This window comes from Bradyrhizobium sp. 41S5 (genome assembly GCF_011516665.3).
GTDB lineage: Bacteria > Pseudomonadota > Alphaproteobacteria > Rhizobiales > Xanthobacteraceae > Bradyrhizobium > Bradyrhizobium quebecense.
Genome location: NZ_CP083721.1, coordinates 2,752,753 through 2,772,439 on the forward strand (window position 1 = coordinate 2,752,753; position 19,687 = coordinate 2,772,439).

Annotated in this window: 17 protein-coding genes and 1 tRNA gene; 14 read left to right on the forward strand and 4 right to left on the reverse strand. The window is 64.1% G+C overall.

Features of this window, described 5'->3' with window-relative positions:
- Positions 1-94 precede the first annotated feature (94 nt).
- Positions 95-517: a helix-turn-helix domain-containing protein gene (locus HAP47_RS12935; RefSeq protein ID WP_231168854.1), complete on the forward strand. Its 423-nt coding sequence runs from the start codon at positions 95-97 to the stop codon at positions 515-517.
- Positions 447-1,151 carry a LysR substrate-binding domain-containing protein gene (locus HAP47_RS12940; protein WP_231168855.1) on the forward strand — a complete coding sequence of 235 codons (705 nt, stop codon included), beginning with the start codon at positions 447-449 and terminating at the stop codon, positions 1,149-1,151. The genes HAP47_RS12935 and HAP47_RS12940 overlap by 71 nt, the downstream gene beginning before the upstream one ends.
- Here HAP47_RS12940 and mobA read toward each other — a convergent pair.
- Positions 1,037-1,654, reverse strand: coding sequence for a molybdenum cofactor guanylyltransferase MobA (gene mobA, locus HAP47_RS12945; RefSeq protein WP_173637911.1), 618 nt, complete (start codon positions 1,652-1,654; stop codon positions 1,037-1,039). The genes HAP47_RS12940 and mobA overlap by 115 nt on opposite strands.
- A complete protein-coding gene (locus HAP47_RS12950) occupies positions 1,647-2,531 on the reverse strand; it encodes a formate dehydrogenase accessory sulfurtransferase FdhD (RefSeq protein WP_173637910.1) in 885 nt (294 codons plus the stop codon). The genes mobA and HAP47_RS12950 overlap by 8 nt, the downstream gene beginning before the upstream one ends.
- A gap of 194 nt (positions 2,532-2,725) precedes the next feature.
- Between HAP47_RS12950 and HAP47_RS12955 the strand changes: the two genes are divergently transcribed.
- From HAP47_RS12955 to HAP47_RS12975, 5 genes are all read left to right on the forward strand, one after another.
- Complete coding sequence (locus HAP47_RS12955; protein ID WP_173637909.1) at positions 2,726-3,979, forward strand: molybdopterin molybdotransferase MoeA; 1,254 nt, start codon at positions 2,726-2,728, stop codon at positions 3,977-3,979.
- 208 nt (positions 3,980-4,187) lie between these two features.
- Entirely contained in the window at positions 4,188-5,900 is a 1,713-nt protein-coding gene (locus tag HAP47_RS12960) for an NADH-ubiquinone oxidoreductase-F iron-sulfur binding region domain-containing protein (RefSeq protein WP_173637908.1), read from the forward strand.
- A gap of 35 nt (positions 5,901-5,935) precedes the next feature.
- Entirely contained in the window at positions 5,936-8,842 is a 2,907-nt protein-coding gene (fdhF, locus tag HAP47_RS12965) for a formate dehydrogenase subunit alpha (protein WP_231168856.1), read from the forward strand.
- A gap of 56 nt (positions 8,843-8,898) precedes the next feature.
- Positions 8,899-9,693: a dienelactone hydrolase family protein gene (locus HAP47_RS12970; protein WP_231168857.1), complete on the forward strand. Its 795-nt coding sequence runs from the start codon at positions 8,899-8,901 to the stop codon at positions 9,691-9,693.
- A gap of 31 nt (positions 9,694-9,724) precedes the next feature.
- Entirely contained in the window at positions 9,725-10,459 is a 735-nt protein-coding gene (locus tag HAP47_RS12975; RefSeq protein ID WP_231168858.1) for a substrate-binding domain-containing protein, read from the forward strand.
- Between the two features lie 38 nt (positions 10,460-10,497).
- Here HAP47_RS12975 and HAP47_RS12980 read toward each other — a convergent pair whose 3' ends face one another.
- On the reverse strand, positions 10,498-11,034 hold the full coding sequence (locus HAP47_RS12980) for a hypothetical protein (RefSeq protein ID WP_173637906.1): 537 nt from the start codon (positions 11,032-11,034) through the stop codon (positions 10,498-10,500).
- A gap of 89 nt (positions 11,035-11,123) precedes the next feature.
- On the opposite strand from HAP47_RS12980, the gene HAP47_RS12985 reads away from it, so the two are divergent.
- From HAP47_RS12985 to HAP47_RS13015, 7 genes are all read left to right on the forward strand, one after another.
- On the forward strand, positions 11,124-11,711 hold the full coding sequence (locus HAP47_RS12985; protein ID WP_173637905.1) for an exopolysaccharide biosynthesis protein: 588 nt from the start codon (positions 11,124-11,126) through the stop codon (positions 11,709-11,711).
- A gap of 115 nt (positions 11,712-11,826) precedes the next feature.
- Positions 11,827-13,038, forward strand: a complete 1,212-nt coding sequence (locus HAP47_RS12990; protein WP_173637904.1) for an ABC transporter substrate-binding protein — start codon at positions 11,827-11,829, stop codon at positions 13,036-13,038.
- A gap of 857 nt (positions 13,039-13,895) precedes the next feature.
- Positions 13,896-14,900, forward strand: a complete 1,005-nt coding sequence (locus HAP47_RS12995) for a TRAP transporter substrate-binding protein (protein ID WP_173637903.1) — start codon at positions 13,896-13,898, stop codon at positions 14,898-14,900.
- 203 nt (positions 14,901-15,103) lie between these two features.
- Positions 15,104-15,676, forward strand: a complete 573-nt coding sequence (locus HAP47_RS13000) for a TRAP transporter small permease (RefSeq protein ID WP_092115779.1) — start codon at positions 15,104-15,106, stop codon at positions 15,674-15,676.
- The gene (locus HAP47_RS13005; protein ID WP_173637902.1) at positions 15,676-16,959 is read left to right on the forward strand and encodes a TRAP transporter large permease; all 1,284 of its coding nucleotides are present in this window, start codon (positions 15,676-15,678) and stop codon (positions 16,957-16,959) included. The genes HAP47_RS13000 and HAP47_RS13005 overlap by 1 nt, the downstream gene beginning before the upstream one ends.
- A gap of 210 nt (positions 16,960-17,169) precedes the next feature.
- Positions 17,170-17,751, forward strand: a complete 582-nt coding sequence (locus HAP47_RS13010) for a Spy/CpxP family protein refolding chaperone (RefSeq protein ID WP_173637901.1) — start codon at positions 17,170-17,172, stop codon at positions 17,749-17,751.
- Between the two features lie 165 nt (positions 17,752-17,916).
- A tRNA-Lys gene (locus HAP47_RS13015) sits at positions 17,917-17,992 on the forward strand.
- Between the two features lie 49 nt (positions 17,993-18,041).
- Here HAP47_RS13015 and HAP47_RS13020 read toward each other — a convergent pair.
- A complete protein-coding gene (locus HAP47_RS13020) occupies positions 18,042-18,881 on the reverse strand; it encodes a tyrosine-type recombinase/integrase (RefSeq protein ID WP_231168859.1) in 840 nt (279 codons plus the stop codon).
- Positions 18,882-19,687 lie beyond the last annotated feature (806 nt).

Here is a 19,687-nt window from a genome sequence, read left to right on the forward strand (position 1 = left end):
TCCCAACAATCCGACTGTCTCCGGATCGGTTTGGGATTTTTTGCCTGGCCACCCGCGCTAGCCTGTCAGCGTCCCTCCCGCAAGGACGCCGCCCATGCCGCTCGCCTCCATCGATGTCGACGCGCAACGCAGCCCGACGCCGGCAGAGACCGCGCTGACGCGCCGGGTGGACCTCACCACGCTCCGCCTGTTCGTCGCCGTCTGCGACGAGCAGAATCTCACCCACGCTGCGCAGCGGGAGGGGATTGGGGCCTCCGCAGTGTCGAAACGGATGAACGATTTCGAGCTGGCGCTCGGCGTCACGCTGTTCAAGCGGCTCCCCAAGGGCGGCGCTGACGCCGGCCGGCGAGGCGCTGCTGCATCACGCCCGGGTTACGCTGCTCAATGTCGAGAAGATCGCGGTCGAGCTGTCGGAATATTCGCAAGGCGTGCGCGGCCATGTCCGCATGCTCGCCAACCTCTCGGCGATCGTGCAGTATTTGCCCGAGGACCTCTCCGCCTTCTTCGCGGCGCATGAGCTGCTTCGCGTCGATCTGCAGGAGAGGCCGAGCGGGCAGGTTGTGGGCGGCATCGAGCAGGGCGCGGCCGAGCTCGGCATCTGTTCGGCCGAAGCCGACAGCCGCGCGCTCGAAGTCTTCCATTATCGCTACGACAATCTGGTGGTGGTGATGCGGCCGGACCATCCGCTCGCCGGCCGCGAGAAGCTGCTGTTTATCGAGACGCTCGATTTCGACCACTCGGCCTGCACACCGCGAGCTCGATCTATCTGCGATCGCAATATGCGGCGACGCAAGCTGGCAAGACGATGCGGCTGCGTATCAACGTGCCGGGCTTCGATGCGGTCTGCCGCATGGTGCAGGCCAATAGATCGTGGTCCGCGATGCTGCGCATCTGTCCGCAACCGGCCGCCTGATGCTGGACTATCTGCGCGCCGTGGAAACGGATCGGAGAGGGCGGGCCGGCGGACAGCTCGGCTAGCTGCGTGCGTGCTCGCAGCCGGGGATGTCCGTTCCGGACGCAAGCGCAGGCGCGCGTCTCAGCCGTCGTCGAGCGCGGCGAGGCGATCGGCTTCCATGATGTCTTCGACGGTGTTGGCGTTGAAGAACGGATCCAGCGGTTCGGTCGGCCATTCCACCGTTGCCAGCGGATAGCGCGCGGTCCAGCGATCGATCTTGCGCACGTCCTCCTCGACGAGCGCATGGCGCAATTCGTGCCGCAGGCGCACGCTCCAGAGACCGATGACCGGATGAGTCTGCCCGCCGGATGAGGCGACCGCGAGTTCGGCATTCTCTGCCGCGCGCGCCTGCTCCAGGCGCGCGACAAGATCGCGCGGAAGAAACGGGCAGTCGCCCGCCGCGCTCAGCACCCATTTCGCATCCGGCCGGTTGGCCGCGGTCCAATCGAGCGCGGCGAGGATGCCGGCGAGGGGACCCGGATAATCGGCGACATCGTCGGCGACGACCGGAAGGCCGAACCCGGCGAAGCGCGCGGGGTCGCCATTGGCGTTGATGATCAGCCCGCGGCATTGCGGGGCGAGACGGTCGATCACCCGTTGCAGGATGGTCCGGCCGGCGATCTTGCGCATCGGCTTGTCGCCGCCGCCCATCCGCCGCGCGAGGCCGCCGGCCAGCAGCACGCCCGGGATATCAATCATTGTCGGCCTCGCCCTTGCGCTTGTGCCGCATCGATTCCTCTTCGACATAGTCGAGGTTCTGGTCGTAGACGATCCGCCCCTCACCCGACAGCGCGATGAAGCGCTTGCCGCGGGCGCGACCGACCAGCGTCAGCCCGACCTGCCGCGCCAGATCGACGCCCCAGGCGGTAAATCCGGAACGGGAGACCAGGATCGGGATCCCCATCCGCACCGTCTTGATCACCATCTCGGAAGTGAGCCGCCCGGTGGTGTAGAGGATCTTGTCGGCCGGATCGACATTGTGGCGATAGATCCAGCCCGCGATCTTGTCGACGGCGTTGTGCCGGCCGACATCCTCGGTGTAGCAGACCGGGGTGCTCTCCTTGCACAGCACGCAGCCGTGAATGGCGCCCGCTTCCAGATAGAGCGACGGCATCGTGTTGATGGTGTGGGTCATCTGGTAGAGCCATGAGGTCCGCAGTTCGGCCTTCGGCAGCGCGACCTTCTCGACGGCTTCGAGCAGGTCGCCGAACGCCGTCCCCTGGGCGCAGCCCGAGGTCTGCGTGCGCTTCTTCAGCTTCGCCTCGAAATTGGTGTGGTGCGCGGTGCGGACCACCACCACCTGGAGATCGTCGTCATATTCGACCTCGGTGACGACGTCGTCGTATTTGAGCATGTTCTGGTTCAGGAGGTAGCCGAGCGCCAGGTATTCGGGATAGTCGTTGATCGTCATCATCGTGACGATCTCCTGCGCGTTGAGGTACAGCGTCAGCGGCCGCTCGACCGGTACCCTGATCTCGGTCGGCGCGCCGGTCTGATCGACGCCTGTGACGCGCTCCGTCAGCCGCGGGTCATCCGGGTCAGGAACAATAAGGGGAGCGGTGGTCTTCTCGGTCACTGGCGCACATCCAGACGGGTTCACATGGCTGCGAAGCAGGGGATATAAGCACGATCGGAGACGGACTGGCCACTCTCCGCCGCTTTGCCGGAACTGCCAAGGATTCGTCAAGGATGGTCCGGCTTTGAGGATAACGCCGCAGTTCGCGATGTGGGTCGAACAAATCTTGTCGATGGCCGAGGACTGAGGACATCATGGCGCAGCTTTCCGACGACTGCTTCGCGTTCGGCGGACCGATGATGTCGGTCGACGAGGCCGTCGCGATCATCGCCTCGCGCGTCAAGCCTGTCGGCGAGGCGGAAGCCGTCGCCCTGGTCGACGCCGACGGACGCATTCTCAGCCAGGACGTCGCTGCGCCGCTGCCGCTGCCGCCTTTCATGAATTCCGCCGTCGACGGTTACGCGGTCTCCGGCGCAGACCTGCCGGCGAGCGGCGAGCGCGCGTTTCGCGTCGCCGGCCGCGTGCAGGCGGGAGCACCGGCAGCGCCCGCGCAGCCCGGCCAGGCGGTGCGGATCTTCACCGGTGCGCCGATGCCCGACGGCACCGACACCGTGTTCATGCAGGAAGACGTGCGGATCGACGATGCGGGCAACGTCATCCTGCCGTCAGGCCTGATGGCCGGCGCCAATGTGCGTCCGGCCGGCGAAGACATTGCGCGCGGCCATGTCGCGCTGGCGGCGGGCCGGCGGCTGCGTCCGCAGGACATCGCGGTCGCCGCAGCCTTTGGGCTCACCACGCTCGATGTGGTGCGGCGCCTGCGTGTCGGGGTGTTCTCGACCGGCGACGAGCTGGCCGCGCCGGGGAGCCCGCGCGCTGAAGCGCAATTGTTCGATTCCAACCGTTTCATGCTGATGGCGATGTTGCGGCGGTTTGGTTGCGAGGTCGGCGATCTCGGCATCCTGCGCGACGAACGGGCCGGGCTCGCCGATGCGCTCAAGCAGGCCGCGCGACGCTACGACCTGATCCTGACCACGGGCGGCGTCTCGACCGGCGAAGAGGACCACGTCAAGGCCGGCATCGAACAGGCCGGCTCGCTGGTGCTGTGGCGGATGGCGATCAAGCCGGGCCGCCCGGTGGCGATGGGAATCATCGACGGCACGCCGCTGATCGGCTTGCCGGGCAATCCGGTGGCGAGCTTTGTCACCTTCGTCCATGTGGTGCGGCCGACCGTGCTGGCGCTGTCGGGCGCGGTGCCGTCTGCCTTGCTACCGATGCCGGTCCGTGCCGCCTTCAGCTACAAGAAGAAGAGCGGCCGCCGCGAATATGTCCGCGCTTCGCTGCGCCGGGCGGCGGACGGCTCGCTGGAGGCGACCAAGTTTCCCCGCGAAGGGGCCGGTCTGTTGTCGTCGCTGATCGAGACGGATGGGTTGATCGAGCTCGGCGAGTCTATCGTGCGGGTCGAGCCGGGCGATACGGTCGGCTTTCTCGGCTACGCCGACCTGCTCTGAGGCGGTAGACGTGGTCGAGATCGCGCGAGCCGGCCGCTCGCGTGATTTAGAATTCAGATCGATCGATAGGCAAACATTAACAACGGCCTGCGCGGCAACCCGACGCTGCTAGAGGCGTTCTAAATGTGCTTGCCTGTGGCATGCCAGAGAATAGAGTTGGGTCGAACCGGCGCAACTTGCGCAAAGCCGGGTTCCAAGGCGAGGTTTCATGAGTGGAGACGACGTTCACAAGGTCCGCGCGTTCGAGCATCCCGGAGCCGGCAGGAAGCGGGCGAAAGCCACGCCCAAGGGACGCCAGGTCGACCCCGCGGCCGCTCATGAGATCGAGGTGCTGCTCGCGGATCGGCCGAGACGTCGCGACCTGCTGATCGAATACCTCCATCTGATCCAGGACAAGTATCGCCAGATCTCGGCGCAGCATCTTGCGGCGCTGGCCGACGAGATGAAGCTGTCATTTGCCGAAGTGTTCGAGACCGCGACCTTCTATGCGCATTTCGACATCGTGAAGGAAGGCGAGCCTGATATCGCGCCGCTCACTGTGCGTGTCTGCGATTCGCTGACCTGCGCGATGCTCGGCGGTGAGCAGCTTTTGAAGGATCTCCAGAATCGCGCCGGCCCAGGCATCCGCGTCGTGCGGGCGCCGTGCGTCGGCCGATGCGACACCGCGCCCGCGGCGGAAGTCGGCCACAACTTTATCGATCATGCGACCGTCAGCAACGTGCTCGCTGCGGCGAAGAGCGGCGACACCCATGTGCATCTCCCGCCTTACGTCGATTACGACGCCTATGTCGCCGACGGCGGATACAAACTGCTGGCGCGCTTGCGCTCGAGAGAGCTGCCGCGCGAAGACCTGCTGAAGGCGCTCGACGATGCCTCGCTGCGCGGTCTCGGCGGCGCCGGTTTCCCCACGGGGCGCAAGTGGCGCGCCGTGCTCGGCGAGCCCGGTCCGCGGCTGATGGCGGTGAACGGCGACGAGGGCGAACCCGGCACGATCAAGGACCGCTACTATCTCGAGCGCGATCCGCATCGCTTCCTCGAGGGCATGCTGATCGGCGCCCATGTGGTCGAGGCGCCCGAAGTGTACATCTATATCCGCGACGAGTACCCGGCCTGCCGGGAGATCCTCGCGCGCGAGATCGCAAAACTTCCGCCGGGCGGCCCTGTGCTGCATCTGCGGCGCGGCGCCGGCGCCTATATCTGCGGCGAGGAATCCTCGCTGCTGGAATCGATCGAGGGCAAGCGCGGCCTGCCGCGGCACAAGCCGCCATATCCGTTCCAGGTCGGGCTGTTCGGCCTGCCGACGCTGATCAACAACATCGAGACGTTGTGGTGGGTGCGCGACATCGTCGAGCAGGGCGCCGACTGGTGGAAGAGCCACGGCCGCAACGAGCGCCACGGCCTGCGCAGCTTCTCGGTCTCGGGACGCGTCAAGGATCCCGGTGTCAAGCTCGCGCCCGCCGGCATCACCGTGCGCGAACTGATCGACGAGTTCTGCGGCGGCATGGCCGACGGCCATACCTTGCAGGCCTACCTGCCGGGCGGTGCGTCCGGCGGCATCCTGCCGGCCTCGATGGACGATATCCCGCTCGATTTCGGCACGCTGGAGAAATACGGCTGCTTCATCGGCTCCGCCGCCGTCGTCGTGCTCTCGCAGGCCGATGACGTCAGGGACGCCGCGCTCAACCTGATGAAGTTCTTCGAGGACGAGAGCTGCGGGCAATGCACGCCCTGCCGCGCCGGAACCGAGAAGGCAGCGCTGTTGATGCAGCAACCGGTCTGGAACAAGGAACTGCTTGACCAATTGAGCCAGGCGATGCGCGATGCGTCGATCTGTGGGCTCGGTCAGGCCGCCTCCAATCCGCTGACCTCCGTGATCAAATATTTTCCGGACGGGTTTCGTCCGCAGCAAGCCGCCGAGTAGGGCGGGCCAAGCAGGCGAATTCGACGAGGATTTGAATGAGCAACGATCAGAACTCTCCGCCACAGGGCTACGGTCACGACGCCAAGGGCGCGGCCGGAGGAAAGAACGTTCCGGATGGCCGCGTTACCGTGACGCACAGCGAGCCGATCGGCAAGGTCGGCGGCACGGGTGGTGGGCCGCAGTTGATCCAGTTCGAGCTCGACGGGCATCAGGTCGAAGCGCGCGCCGGCGAAACGATTTGGCAGGTCGCCAAGCGCCAGGGCACCGAGATCCCGCATCTGTGCTATTCGCCCGCGCCCGATTATCGGCCGGACGGCAACTGCCGCGCCTGCATGGTCGAGATCGAAGGCGAGCGCGTGCTGGCGGCGTCCTGCAAGCGGACGCCTTCGGTCGGCATGAAGGTGAAGTCGGCCAGCCAGCGCGCCGTCGCGGCGCAGAAGATGGTGATGGAGCTGCTCGTCGCGGACCAGCCGGCGCGCGAGACATCGCACGATCCGGACTCGAAATTCTGGCACTGGGCCGAGAAGACCGGCGTCACCGAGAGCCGCTTCCCCGCCACCGAGCGCTGGCACGCCGACACCAGCCATCCGGCGATGCGCGTCAATCTCGACGCCTGCATCCAGTGCGGCCTCTGCGTGCGGGCGTGCCGCGAGGTGCAGGTCAACGACGTGATCGGCATGGCTTATCGTAGTCACGGCTCGAAAATCGTGTTCGACTTCGACGATCCGATGGGAGAATCGACCTGCGTCGCCTGCGGCGAATGCGTCCAGGCGTGTCCCACCGGCGCGCTGATGCCGGCGGTGATGCTCGACGACAAGCAGACGCGCGTCGTCTATCCCGACCGCAAGATGGACTCGCTGTGCCCGTATTGCGGCGTCGGCTGTCAGGTCACCTACGAGGTGAAGGACGAGAAGGTGATCTACGCCGAAGGCCGTGATGGTCCCGCCAATCACAACCGGCTCTGCGTCAAGGGCCGCTTCGGCTTCGATTACATCCACCACCCGAACCGGCTGACCAGGCCGCTGGTGCGGCTGCCGGGTGTGAGGAAGGATGCCAACGACCAGGTCGATCCGGCAAATCCCTACACCCATTTCCGCGAAGCATCCTGGGAAGAGGCGCTCGACCTTGCCGCGGCCGGCTTGAAGAAAATCCGCGACGAGAAGGGCGCCAAGGCGCTCGCCGGGTTCGGCTCGGCCAAGGGCTCGAACGAGGAAGCCTATCTGTTCCAGAAGCTGGTCCGCACCGGCTTCGGCTCCAACAATGTCGATCACTGCACGCGGCTGTGCCACGCCTCGTCGGTGGCGGCCTTGTTCGAGGGATTGAGCTCCGGCGCGGTGTCGGCGCCGTTCTCGGCCGCGGCCGACGCCGAGGTGATCTGGGTGATCGGCGCCAATCCGACCGTGAACCATCCGGTCGCCGCGACCTTCATCAAGAACGCAGCGAAACGCGGTGCCAAGCTCTACGTGATGGATCCACGCCGGCAGACGCTGTCGCGGCATGCCACGCAGCATCTCGCCTTCAAGCCGGGCAGCGACGTCGCGATGCTGAACGCGATGATCCACACGATCATCACCGAGGGCCTGACCGACGAGCAGTACATCGCCGGCTATACCGAGGGCTACGACGAGCTGAAGGCGAAGATCCAGGAGTTCACGCCGGAGCGCATGTCGCCGATCTGCGGCATCCCCGCCGAGACGCTGCGCGAGGTTGCGCGCGCCTATGCCCGCGCCAAGTCGTCGATCATCTTCTGGGGCATGGGCATCAGCCAGCATGTCCACGGCACCGACAATGCGCGCTGCCTGATCGCGCTCGCCCTGATCACCGGCCAGGTCGGCCGCCCCGGCACCGGGCTGCATCCGCTGCGCGGCCAGAACAACGTGCAGGGCGCTTCCGACGCCGGCCTGATCCCGATGTTCCTGCCGGACTATCAGCCGGTCGGCCGCGACGACATGCGCGGCGCCTTCGAGAGACTATGGGGGCAGGAGCTCGATCCAGTGCGCGGGCTGACCGTCGTCGAGATCATGAACGCGATCCATGCCGGCGAAATCCACGGCATGTATGTCGAGGGCGAGAATCCCGCGATGTCCGATCCCGACCTGCAGCACGCGCGCCAGGCGCTGGCCAAGCTCGATCATCTCGTCGTGCAGGATCTGTTCGTCACCGAGACGGCGTTCCATGCCGACGTCATCCTGCCGGCCTCGGCGTTCGCCGAAAAGTCCGGCTCCTTCACCAACACCGACCGCCGCGTGCAGCTGGCGCGCGAGGTGATCAAGCCGCCGGGCGATGCGCGGCAGGATCTCTGGATCATCCAGGAGATCGCCAAGCGGATGGGACTGCCTTGGAATTATGCGGGGCCGGGCGAGGTCTTCACCGAGATGGCGCAGCTGATGCCGTCGCTGAAGAACATCACCTGGGAGCGACTGGTTCGCGAGGGTGCGGTGACCTATCCGGTCGACGATCCCGACAAGCCGGGCAATGAGATCATCTTCACGACCGGTTTCCCGACCGAGAGCGGCCGCGGCAAGATCGTGCCGGCCAAGGTGATCCCGCCGGACGAATTGCCCGACGACGAGTACCCGATGGTGCTGTCGACCGGGCGCGTGCTCGAGCATTGGCACACCGGCTCGATGACGCGGCGTGCGCTGGTGCTCGACCAGATCGAGCCCGAAGCGGTCGCGTTCATGACGCCGAAGGACATGCGCAAAAAGGGGCTCGCGCCGGGCGACTTCATCCGCCTCGAGACGCGTCGCGGCGCGGTCGAGGTCAAGGTGCGCGCCGACCGCGACGTGCCGGAGAACATGGTCTTCATGCCGTTCTGCTACGCGGAAGCGGCGGCGAATTTGCTGACCAACCCGGCGCTCGATCCGTTCGGCAAGATTCCGGAGTTCAAGTTCTGCGCGGTCCGCGCCGAGAAGATCGATATCCGGACCGCTGCGGAATAGCCGTCCGGGTCAAAACAAAACGCAACGCGGCGACGCCAACCCGCAGGGAGATCAGCATGCGAACGATCATCGTCGGAGCACTTTGCGCCATCGCAATGGTCGCGAGCGCACACGCCGCGGTCAAGGAAGAGCCGGTCACCTACACCGACGGCGAGACCACGATGAAGGGCTTCGTGGTCTATGACGACGCGACGAAGGCCAAGCGGCCCGGCATCGTCATGGTCCACGAATGGTGGGGCATCACCCCGCATATCCATAACGAGGCGCGGAAGTTCGCGGAGCAGGGCTACACAGCCTTCATTGCGGACATGTACGGCGACGCCAAGACCGCCGACAACCCGAAGGACGCCGGCGCACTGTCCGGGTCGGTGATGAAGAACCCGAAGGTGATGGAGCAGCGCTTCAATGCCGCGCGCGAGCAGCTCGCCAAGCAGGCTTCGGTCAATCCGCAGCGGATCGGCGCCGTCGGTTACTGCTTCGGCGGCGCGGTGGTGCTGAACATGGCGCGCGCCGGCGCCGATCTCGCCGCCGTTGCGGTCTTTCACGCGTTGCTCGGACCCAACACGCCGGCGCCGGCGCCGGGCACCGTCAAGGCGAAAATCCTGATTCTGAACGGCGCCGACGACCCGTTCGTGAAGCGTGAGCAGTATGATGCGCTGAAGAAGGATTTCGACGCAGCGAAGGCCGATTACCGGATCATCGAGTATCCCGGTGCCGTGCACGCGTTCACGAACCCCGAAGCCACCGAGCTCGGCAAGAAGTTCAACCTGCCGCTCAGATACGATGCCAAGGCCGATCAGGAATCGAAGGCTGAGGCGGCCAAGCTGTTTGCCGCAAACCTTCAAAAATGAGCCAACGGGCCGCCGACCTGGTGCCGCAGCATTGACGTCGGCAATCACAGATACGCCGGAAACGATCAGGGTCATCATTTCCGGCGGCTTCGCTGCGGTCTACCGGGAAGTGCTGCCCGAATTCGAGCGAAGCACCGGCATCAAGGTGGAGACCGGATCCGGCGCATCGGAGGGCACCGGTCCGAAAACGATCAGGCATCAGCTTGCGCATGGCACCAAGGCGGATGTGGTGATCCTTTCGCGGGAAGGACTGCGAAAGCTGAACGAAGACGGGCGGATTCGTGCGGGATCCGACACGGGCCTGGCGACGGCTCCCTTGGCGGCAGCGGTTCGGACGGGCGCTGCGAAGCCGGACATCGGCAACGCTGTCGCGCTCAGGAAAGCCTTGATCGATGCGGGTCAGGTGGTGGTGCCAAGCAGCACGAGCGGACAATACGTCCGCGACAAGATATTCCCCAGGTTGAACCTGCCGGACACGGTGAAGCTCACCCTCGAGGCGCGGGGGACCGAAGCGGCCGAAGCGCTGCGCGCGGGCAAGGCAAATCTCTCGATTGGGCCGACCAGCGAGCTGGTGCAGGAGACCGGTATCGAGGTGGTCGGTCTGCTGCCTCCGGATCTCCAGCTCGTGCAGACCTTCACCGCCGCTGTCGTCAGCGACTCAAAGTCGCCTGACGCAGCCAGGCGCCTGATCGATTTCCTTTCCTCGGATACCGATGTCTTGCGCGCGGCAATCAGGCGGGCGGGCATGGAGCGGGCGCGCGGATAGGCCGTCGTCACTAACCGGTTGCGCGGTCGCGGTGCGGCTCAGCGATCCCTGGCGGCGGGTGCCACGTTGAGCGGCGCGCCACCGGTCGAAATCGGACCTGCCGGTTTTGCCGCCCGAGCAGGTGGCGGCTTTCGGGGCTTCGCGGCAGCCTGCGCGACCGGCGCGTGCGGCTGGTCGGCCGCTGCGGTGGCCGGCTGCGGCACGGGAGCCGGAGCGGGGCGCTGGAGCGCGTCGACCTTCGACGTCAGGCTCGCCAATTGGTCGACGACGGTCTTCAGCTGCTCCTGCTGGTCCGCCACCGACTTGCTGAGTGCGCTGATGTCATCCTCGAGCTTCTGCTGGGTCGCGAGCAGATCCGGCAACGTCTCCTTGTCGCCTGCGGCCACCTTGTCGCTGGCCGCTTCGTTGCCCAGGGACGGGACCAGCGGCGCGATCTGGGGCCAGGCGTAGACACCCCCGGCGCCCGCGCAGGCGATGATGACGATCAGCAGGAACCACGGCCAGCGGCGGCGCGCGGCGGGAATTGGGCTTGACGGCGCATGGTGCTGCCATGCCTGGTCGGAATCGTTGGTCACCCATGCTTCCTAGTCTGCTTCGGCAGCTGTTGCAATCGATGCCGAGTCTGACCACTTTGGCAGCTATGTCCCCCTCGTCCGGAGCCCCATTGGCGCCCACGCACACGTCCCAACTTCTTGACGAACTCGTCGCTCAAGCACCGGACGGCCCCGTCGATCTCGAATGGCTCCTCAGCAACCTGGACAAGCGGTCGTTCGGCCTTCTCCTGCTGCTCCTGGGGCTGCTGGTCATCATCCCCGGCGTCGCGACGGTTGCGACGCTGGCGCTGCTGTTTCCGGCGGTCGAGATGATGCGTGGCCGCAGCGCGCCATCGTTTCCGCGCTTCCTGTCGAAGCGACAGTTCGACTTCAAGCGCTTCAAGCGGTTCACCGTCCTTGTGCGTCCAATGCTGCAGGCGATCGAGCGCATCAGCCGGCCGCGCTGGGACGCGCGTCGCGACGTGATCGACCGCCTCGTCGGACTGGTCGTGTTTCTGCTGGCCTTCTCGGCAGGTTGGCCGCTGCCTCTGGTGAACGTCATTCCGGGAATGGTGGTCGTCCTGATCGCGGTCGCCTACCTGCAGGAGGACGGCCTGCTGCTGACGATTGCGATGGCGGCTGCGCTGATCTGCCTGCTCGGGCTCGGATGGACGCTCTGGGCAACGTTCGGAGCCGTGATGGGTTGGATGGGGCTGTGACGTTCGACGGCTAGAGCCGTTCGATGTCCCGACTTCAGGGGTCGACATCTCGCGCGGGCATGATCATTATCTCGCCGGACGTCGCGGCAAACAGCGACGCGAATGGGGAGAACACATGCGTTGCATCACGCTCGCGGCCGTCGCCGCGCTCGGCCTTGTTTCCACTTCGGTGGTTCTCGCTGCCGACAAGAAATACGATCCCGGCGCCAGCGATACCGAAATCAAGATCGGGCAGACCATGCCCTACAGCGGTCCGGCTTCGGCGTATGGCACGCAGGGCAGGGCCGAAGCCGCATACTGGAAGATGATCAACAGCCAGGGCGGAATCAACGGCCGGAAGATCACGCTGCTGAGCATGGACGACGGCTATAGCCCGCCGAAGACGGTGGAGCAGACGCGCAAGCTTGTGGAGCAGGATGAGATCCTTGCCAATATCGGGTCACTCGGCACCCCGACAAACTCGTCGATCCAAAAATATCTGAACGGCAAGAAGATCCCGCATCTGCTGATCTCCACCGGGGCTTCGAAGTGGAACGATCCGAAGGAATTCCCGTGGACCACGCCGTTCTATCCGCCCTATGCGCAGGAAGCGAAGATCTACGCCAAGTACATTGCCAAGGAGCTGCCCAACGCGAAGATCGGCGTGATCTACCAGAACGACGACTTCGGCAAGGACTATCTGAAGGGCTTCAAGGAGGGGCTGGGCGAGAAGGCCGGTCTCATCGTCAAGGAGCTCAGCTACGAGGTGACCGATCCCACGATCGATTCCCAGATCGTCAATCTGAAGGCCGCGGGCGCCGACGTGCTGATGACGATCACGACGCCGAAGTTCGGCGCGCAGGCGATCCGCAAGGTTGCCGATCTCGGCTGGAAGCCCACGCACTTCATCGTGTCCGTCGCGAGCTCGATCGGCGGCGTGCTCGAGCCTGCCGGCCCCGAAGCATCCACCGGCCTGATGACGGCGCTGGCGACCAAGGTGGTGGGCGACCCCGCATGGGACACCGACAAGGGCGTGCAGGACTATCTGGCGTTCATGAAGCAGTGGTATCCGGAGGGCAATCCGATCGATGGCAGCAACCAGATCGGCTATCTGTCGGCGCAGTTCACGGCCATCATCCTGAAGAACTGCGGCGACGTGCTGACGCGCGAGAACCTGCTGAAGCAGGCCACCAACCTGAGCAAGGTCTCGCTGCCGCTCCTGCTTCCCGGCATTACGGTATCGGTGTCGCCGACGGACTACTCCACCTTCGACACGTTCAAGCTTGCGAAGTTCGACGGCAAGACATGGAAGTTCTTTGGCGAGAACATCAGCACCGCGTCGCGGTGAGGACAAGCGAGAGGCGGCCATGCCGGCTGGCATTCATGGACGCAGCAAGTTCGCTGCGTCCATGCGGGGCACGTTACCAATATCGCCGTGTGGCCTAAAGCATGATCCGGAGAAGTGCGAAGCGGTTTTCCGAAAAGATCATGCTCAAACAAAGAGCTAAAGCGCGATGACGATTCAACCTGATCTCATCGCGCTTTAGGCGGTCAGCGGAACGCCTTAGATTCTTGTTGACGCGTTTTCTTCGCGCGAGCCGGTATCCACTTCACTCGAAAACGTCCTAGTGCGGATGTCTGGATCGCTTGAGTTCGGCGACTTGAAACTTCCCGGCGGCGGACAGACTGCTACAAACCCAGTAGGCTCGATTTCGGTACTCGCCCAGGAACACCTTGGTCTCGACGCAATCCTCGTAGGATTTGTAGGTGAGGTTGTCCCTGCATGTTGACGAGAAAGGTCCATGTGTTTGTCCGCCCGCCGACTCGCTACACCCAACCCAGGGGTCTTTGCCGTGTGGCAGGCTCGACTCGCATCCCCCGTTGCAGTTGCTGGCGACCTTCTCCAGACCCTGCTTTCGCAGGGACGACAGCCGGCAAGAAGCGCGCAGCATTCGCGCCCGGCGAACCCGCCATTGCCAAACCTCGCATTGACCGCGCCGCCACGGCCGGGCGCAGCGTGGGGGCGGTGTCAATGAACGGTCGCAAGAGCCGAAAGGGATACCGTCGCATTGAATTTTGCAGTGCAGCAATGGCGCAATTAGCCCCTGCTAAAGGGGCAATGGCAATCGTCGTGGCTTGTCTGTAATGGTGCGACCGGATGTCTCGGGGCCGGTGTTCGTGCTCCGCAATTACGCGGGAGGAAACATGCGTAAATTTATTTTGGCTGCGGCGTCGATCGCGGCTTTGACCTTTGTCGGGCAGGCCTCGGCGCAGTCGCCGATCGTCATCAAGTTCAGCCATGTGGTGGCCTCGGACACGCCGAAGGGCAAGGCGGCCGACAAGTTCAAGGAACTCGCCGAAAAGTACACCGGCGGCAAGGTGAAGGTCGAGGTCTATCCGAACTCGACGCTCTACAAGGACAAGGAAGAGCTCGAGGCACTGCAGCTCGGCGCGGTGCAGATGCTGGCGCCGTCGAACTCGAAGTTCGGCCCGATCGGCATCAAGGAATTCGAAGTCTTCGATCTGCCCTACATCCTCCCCGACCTGAAATCGCTGCGCAAGGTGACCGACGGTCCGCTCGGCGCCCAGCTGCTCAAGAAGCTGGATTCCAAGGGCATGACCGGTCTCGCCTATTGGGACAACGGCTTCAAGCAGATGAGCGCGAACAAGAAGCTGATCGCGCCCGCCGACTACAAGGGACTGAAATTCCGCATCCAGTCGTCGAAGGTGCTGGAGGCCCAGTTCCGCGCGCTCGGTTCGATCCCGCAGGTGATGGCGTTCTCGGACGTCTACCAGGCGCTGCAGACCGGCGTGGTCGATGGCCAGGAGAACACCTGGTCGAACATCTATACCCAGAAAATGCATGAGGTGCAGAAGTACGCGACCGTCACCAATCACGGCTACATCGGCTACGTCGTGGTCGTGAACAAGAAGTTCTGGGACGGCCTGCCGGCCGACATCCGCGACGAACTCAACAAGGCGATGAAGGAAGCCACCGAGTTCGGCAACAACCAGTCCGCCAAGGAGAACGAGGACGCGCTCGCCGAGATCAAGAAGGCCGGCAAGACCGAGATCATCTCGCTGACGCCGGAGCAGGACGAGGCGATGCGCAAGGCGATGATGCCGGTCTACAAGGACGTGGCCTCGCGCGTCGGCCAGCCGCTGATCGACGAATTCCTGAAGGAAACGGGCCGCAGCCCGATGAACTAAGGCGGTGTTTGCACCTCGTCCCGCGTGCGGGGAGAGGTCGAAATTCAAGCGCAGCTTGAATTTCGGGTGAGAGGGAGTTTCCGCGAACGCAACTATCAACGTGTGCGCGGACGGAGCCTCTCACCCCAGCCCTCTCCCCGTAGGAACGGGGAGAGGGAGATTAGTGCTCTGGCCGCAGGGGGCGGCCATGACAGGGGAGATCAATGCTGCTGAAAATTCTGGACCGGCTCGAGGAAATCATCATCGCGAGCCTGATGGGCGCTGCGACGCTTCTGACCTTCGTCACGGTCGTGCACCGCTTCCTGGTCGACGTGCCGGTGCTCTATCCGTATTTGTTCGGCATCAATCTCGCATGGTCGCAGGAACTTTGCATCTACATGTTCATCTGGATGGCGAAGTTCGGTGCCGCCTATGGCGTGCGCACCGGCATCCATGTCGGCGTCGACGTGCTGATCAATCGCCTCAATGACGCCTGGCGCAAGCGCACCATCAGCTTCGGCCTGCTCGGCGGCGCGCTGTTCACCGCGATCGTCGGCACCATGGGCGCCAAGTTCGTGTTCGAGCTGATGCACACCGACCAGGTCTCGCCCGACCTCGAGATCCCGAGCTGGATCGTCTACGCCTGCATCCCGCTCGGCTCCTATCTGATGTGCTTCCGCTTCCTGCAGGTGTGCTGGAATTACTGGTGGACCGACGAGCTGCCGCACCATGACGCCTCCCATGTCGATGGCGTCGAGACCAGCAAGACCGCGCCCGTCGCGCTCGGAGAAGCGTGATGAGCGCCGCACTTATCTTCGGACTGCTATTTGCCCTCATGCTGACGGGCATGCCGATCTCGATCTCGCTCGGCCTGACCGTGCTCACTTTCCTGTTCACCATGACCGAGGTGCCGATCGAGAGCGTCGGCCTGAAGCTGTTTTCGGGCCTCGACAATTTCGGCATCATGGCGATCCCGTTCTTCATCCTGGCCGGCACCTTCCTGACCCGCGGCGGCGTCGCGCGGCGCATGATCGCGTTCACGACCTCGCTGGTCGGGCATCTGCCCGGCGGCCTTGGGCTGGCCGGCGTCGCGGCCTGCGCGATGTTCGCGGCGATCTCGGGTTCGAGCGTCGCCACCGTGGTCGCGATCGGCTCGATCATGATGCCGGCGATGGTCGATCACGGCTATCCGAAGCGGTTCGGCGTCGGCGTGATCTCGACCTCGGGCGCGCTCGGCATCCTGGTGCCGCCCTCGATCATCCTGGTGCTCTACGGCGTTTCCACCAACACCTCGATTGGCGCGCTGTTCATGGCCGGCATCGTGCCTGGCGTGCTGCTCGCGCTGATGCTGGCCGCGGTGACCTTCTTCGTGGCGCAGCGCAACGGCTATCCGAAGATGCCGCGCGCGACCATCGGCCAGCAGTTCACGGCGTTCCGCGAAAGCATCTGGGGCCTGTCGCTGATCGTCATCGTGCTCGGCGGCATTTATGGCGGCATCTTCACGCCGACGGAAGCAGCGGCCGTCGCCGCGACCTACGCCTTCTTCATCACCGTGTTCGTCTACAAGGAGCTGAAGCTCTCCGAGGTGCCGAAGGTGCTGCTGCAGGCGGCGAGCATGAGCTCGATGCTGCTCTACATCATCACCAACGCGGTGCTGTTCTCGTTCCTGATGACGCATGAACAGATCCCGCAGGAGATGGCGGCCTGGATCATCGACAAGAACTTCTCGGTCTGGATGTTCCTGCTCGTCGTCAACGTCATCCTGCTGCTCGCCGGCAACGTGATGGACCCGTCGTCGATCCTCCTGATCATGGCGCCGATCCTGTTTCCGCTGGCGACCAAGCTCGGCGTGCATCCGGTGCATCTCGGCATCCTGATGATCGTCAACACCGAGGTCGGGTTGTGCCATCCGCCGGTCGGGCTCAATCTCTACATCGCGAGCAGCATCGCCAAGATGGGCATCAGCGAGATCACGATCTCGGTCCTGCCGTGGCTATGCGCGATGCTGGTGTTCCTCGGCCTGATCACCTACGTGCCGGAGATCTCGCTGTGGCTGCCGCGGCTGTTGGGAATGATCTAGCGAGCAGATGATCCGGAAAGTGTGAAGCGGTTTTCCGACGAGATCATGCGCAAACAATCAGAAAACCAAAGCGCGATCTCGCGCTTTGGATGTTTCTGGCGGGCAATGAAGCGGATTACATCTTGGCAAGAAAGGTCTCTCTGTCCAATCCGTAAGTTGAAGGCCGCAGCAGGCGGTATCATTCTCAGGCAACCTTCAAAGGAGGTTTGGATGAAGAAAGTTCTGCTCGCCGGCATCGCGGCGCTCACGATTGCCGGTTCGACCGCGGTCTATGCCCAGCATCGCCCGTGGTTCCATGGCCAGATGCGGATGAGCCCCGAGGACCGGGCCGCCTTCCTCGACGCGCGCATTGCCGCGGTGCACGCCGGGCTGAAGCTGACCGCCGATCAGGAGAAACTGTGGCCGCCGGTCGAAACCGCGGTGCGCGACTTCGCCAAGATGCGGCTCGATCGCGCGAATGCGCGGATGGCCGCGGAGAAGACCGATGCGGACAAGGCCGCGAAGCCGGATGATCCGGTCGCGCGGCTGCGCGAGCGCGCCGACAACATGGCCTCGACCGCGACGTCGCTGCAGAAGATCGCCGATGCCGCCGACCCGCTCTACAAGACGCTCGACGACAACCAGAAGCGGCGGCTGACCATGCTCACCCACATGGAAGGGCGCGGCTTTGGCGCCGAGGGCTGGCGCCGCCATCGCCTCGAGCGCGGCATGGACCGCTGGGAGCGCGGCGGCCGCGACCATCATTTCGACCGCGATGACGGTGCGGATCAGGAGCGCTCCGGCCGGCTCTGAGAGCCAGCCGCCGGCATCCTTGCCAAGCCTATGAAAGGCCGCCGGAATCCGGCGGCCTTTCGGCTGTCAGAAAGTCGGGAAAAGTTGCCCCAGCTTGCTGGACATCGCGGAATCGCTTTGCTAAACGACGGCCTCTCTTGCGAGGGTCATTTCCGGACAAGTTCCGGGCGCATAGCTCAGTTGGTAGAGCAGCTGACTCTTAATCAGCGGGTCCCAGGTTCGAGCCCTGGTGCGCCCACCAAGCTTTTCAATGACTTAGCTGTCTTGATCAGTTTGCGATCTCTCGCCGTTTACAGTTTTGTTCTCGCTTCGAGCTTCAGCACGGCTGCCTCAGCCAGCTGAATGTCGCGGCCGAGGTAATGCGCGTCGAGAATCGCCTCGACATCCTTCAGGCTATGTCCGGTAAAGGTCGCGATCTGCGGCACGGTCGCGCCGGCGACGGCCAACCTGACCACCGCGGTTCCCCTGAGGTCGTGGAACGTAAGATCTTCGACCCCGGCGCGGTCGCAGGCCTTCGACCACGAGGTGCGGAAGCCATCGGACGTCCAGGGGCGGCTGTAGGAATTGGTCAGGATGAGCGGGCTTCGCCGCTCGGTCTTGTCCAGTACGGCCTTGAGCGGAGCTCCCGCAGGCATCGCGATCCGGCGGCCTGTCTTCGACTGGCGCAGCCGTATATCGGAGCCGTCATACGCCGACCACGGCAGCCGTAAGAGATCGCCCTGCCGCTGGCCGGTCCACAGAGCCAGCACGAGCGCCAATTTGATCTCAACGCTGGCGGTCTCGAGCATGGCTGCAATCTGTTGCTCGCCCCAGATATTGTCCTTTCGATCCGCCGCATAGAGGCGGCCGCCACGCTCGCATGGGTTGGTTGCGATGATGCCGCGATCCTTGGCGAACGACATGATCCGCGCCAAGGTGGTCCAGGCATAATCGGCCTTGCGGGGCGTCTCGGCGAACGAGTCACGCCAGTTCTTGAAGTCGCCGCGTACGCGACGATCGGCGAGCGCCGCCAGCGGCAGGTCGCCGAACTCGTTCTCGATCAGCTTGAGATAGGTGAGGTACGAGCGGCGACTGGATGCGGCAAGGCCGGTGAATTCTGGTGCCGCCTTGTATTGGGCAATGATCGTCATGAAGGTGCCCACGCGGGGCTGTCGCAGACTTGCGTGCGCCTCATTATATGCGAGCAAGAACTCTGGTGTGTTTGGCTTTTCCGTAATCGCCGGGCCACCGCGCCATGCATAGTAGTGGACTCGCATCTCGCCGTTTGCGAGCAGTCGTGTGACTCTATGTATGCCCTTCAGATTGACGCGCACGCTTCGCTCTCCACTCGTCCAAGGCAGAACTCGCAACGTCGAAAGTTTCGGATGCGGGTAACTTGCTCAGAGAGTCTAGCGCGTGGTCGATCGCTTTCAAGTCCCACCGCGATGTACCGGAAAGAGCAGGCGGCAGTATCCCGCTCTTCACCCATCTGGAAAAAGCGCTGACGGACAGGCTGCAATAGGATGCGGCCTGTTCGCGTGACACCAGGCGCTGGCCATTTTTCCGATCGGAATCCATCGAAGATCCAGTGTTGCAACTCGCTCCAACGCGAGTACGAGCTTCGCCTTTTCATCAGCCGGCGCAACTGCAAGCAGCGGCATCGAGATCAAGCTCCCGCCTTGCGGGAATGCGATCGCGCAATTGCAATCAAGCCCGATCAGGCGGCTCACATTGTCTTGAGACGCGGCGAATCGTTCGATGGCCGGAGGTGGTGATTTCGAATGATCTTACTCTCCCCGCCCCGCCGTCCGATTGGTTCTAATTTGGGTGCGCGTGCGGCTATCGCCGCACTGGGCTCTCGTCAACCGAGCCGCATGGCGGCTCGGCCATCCGGATTCGATCCCTCGCGCAAGGAGAGATAGATAAGTAGCGATAGATATAATGTGTCGCTCGCCGG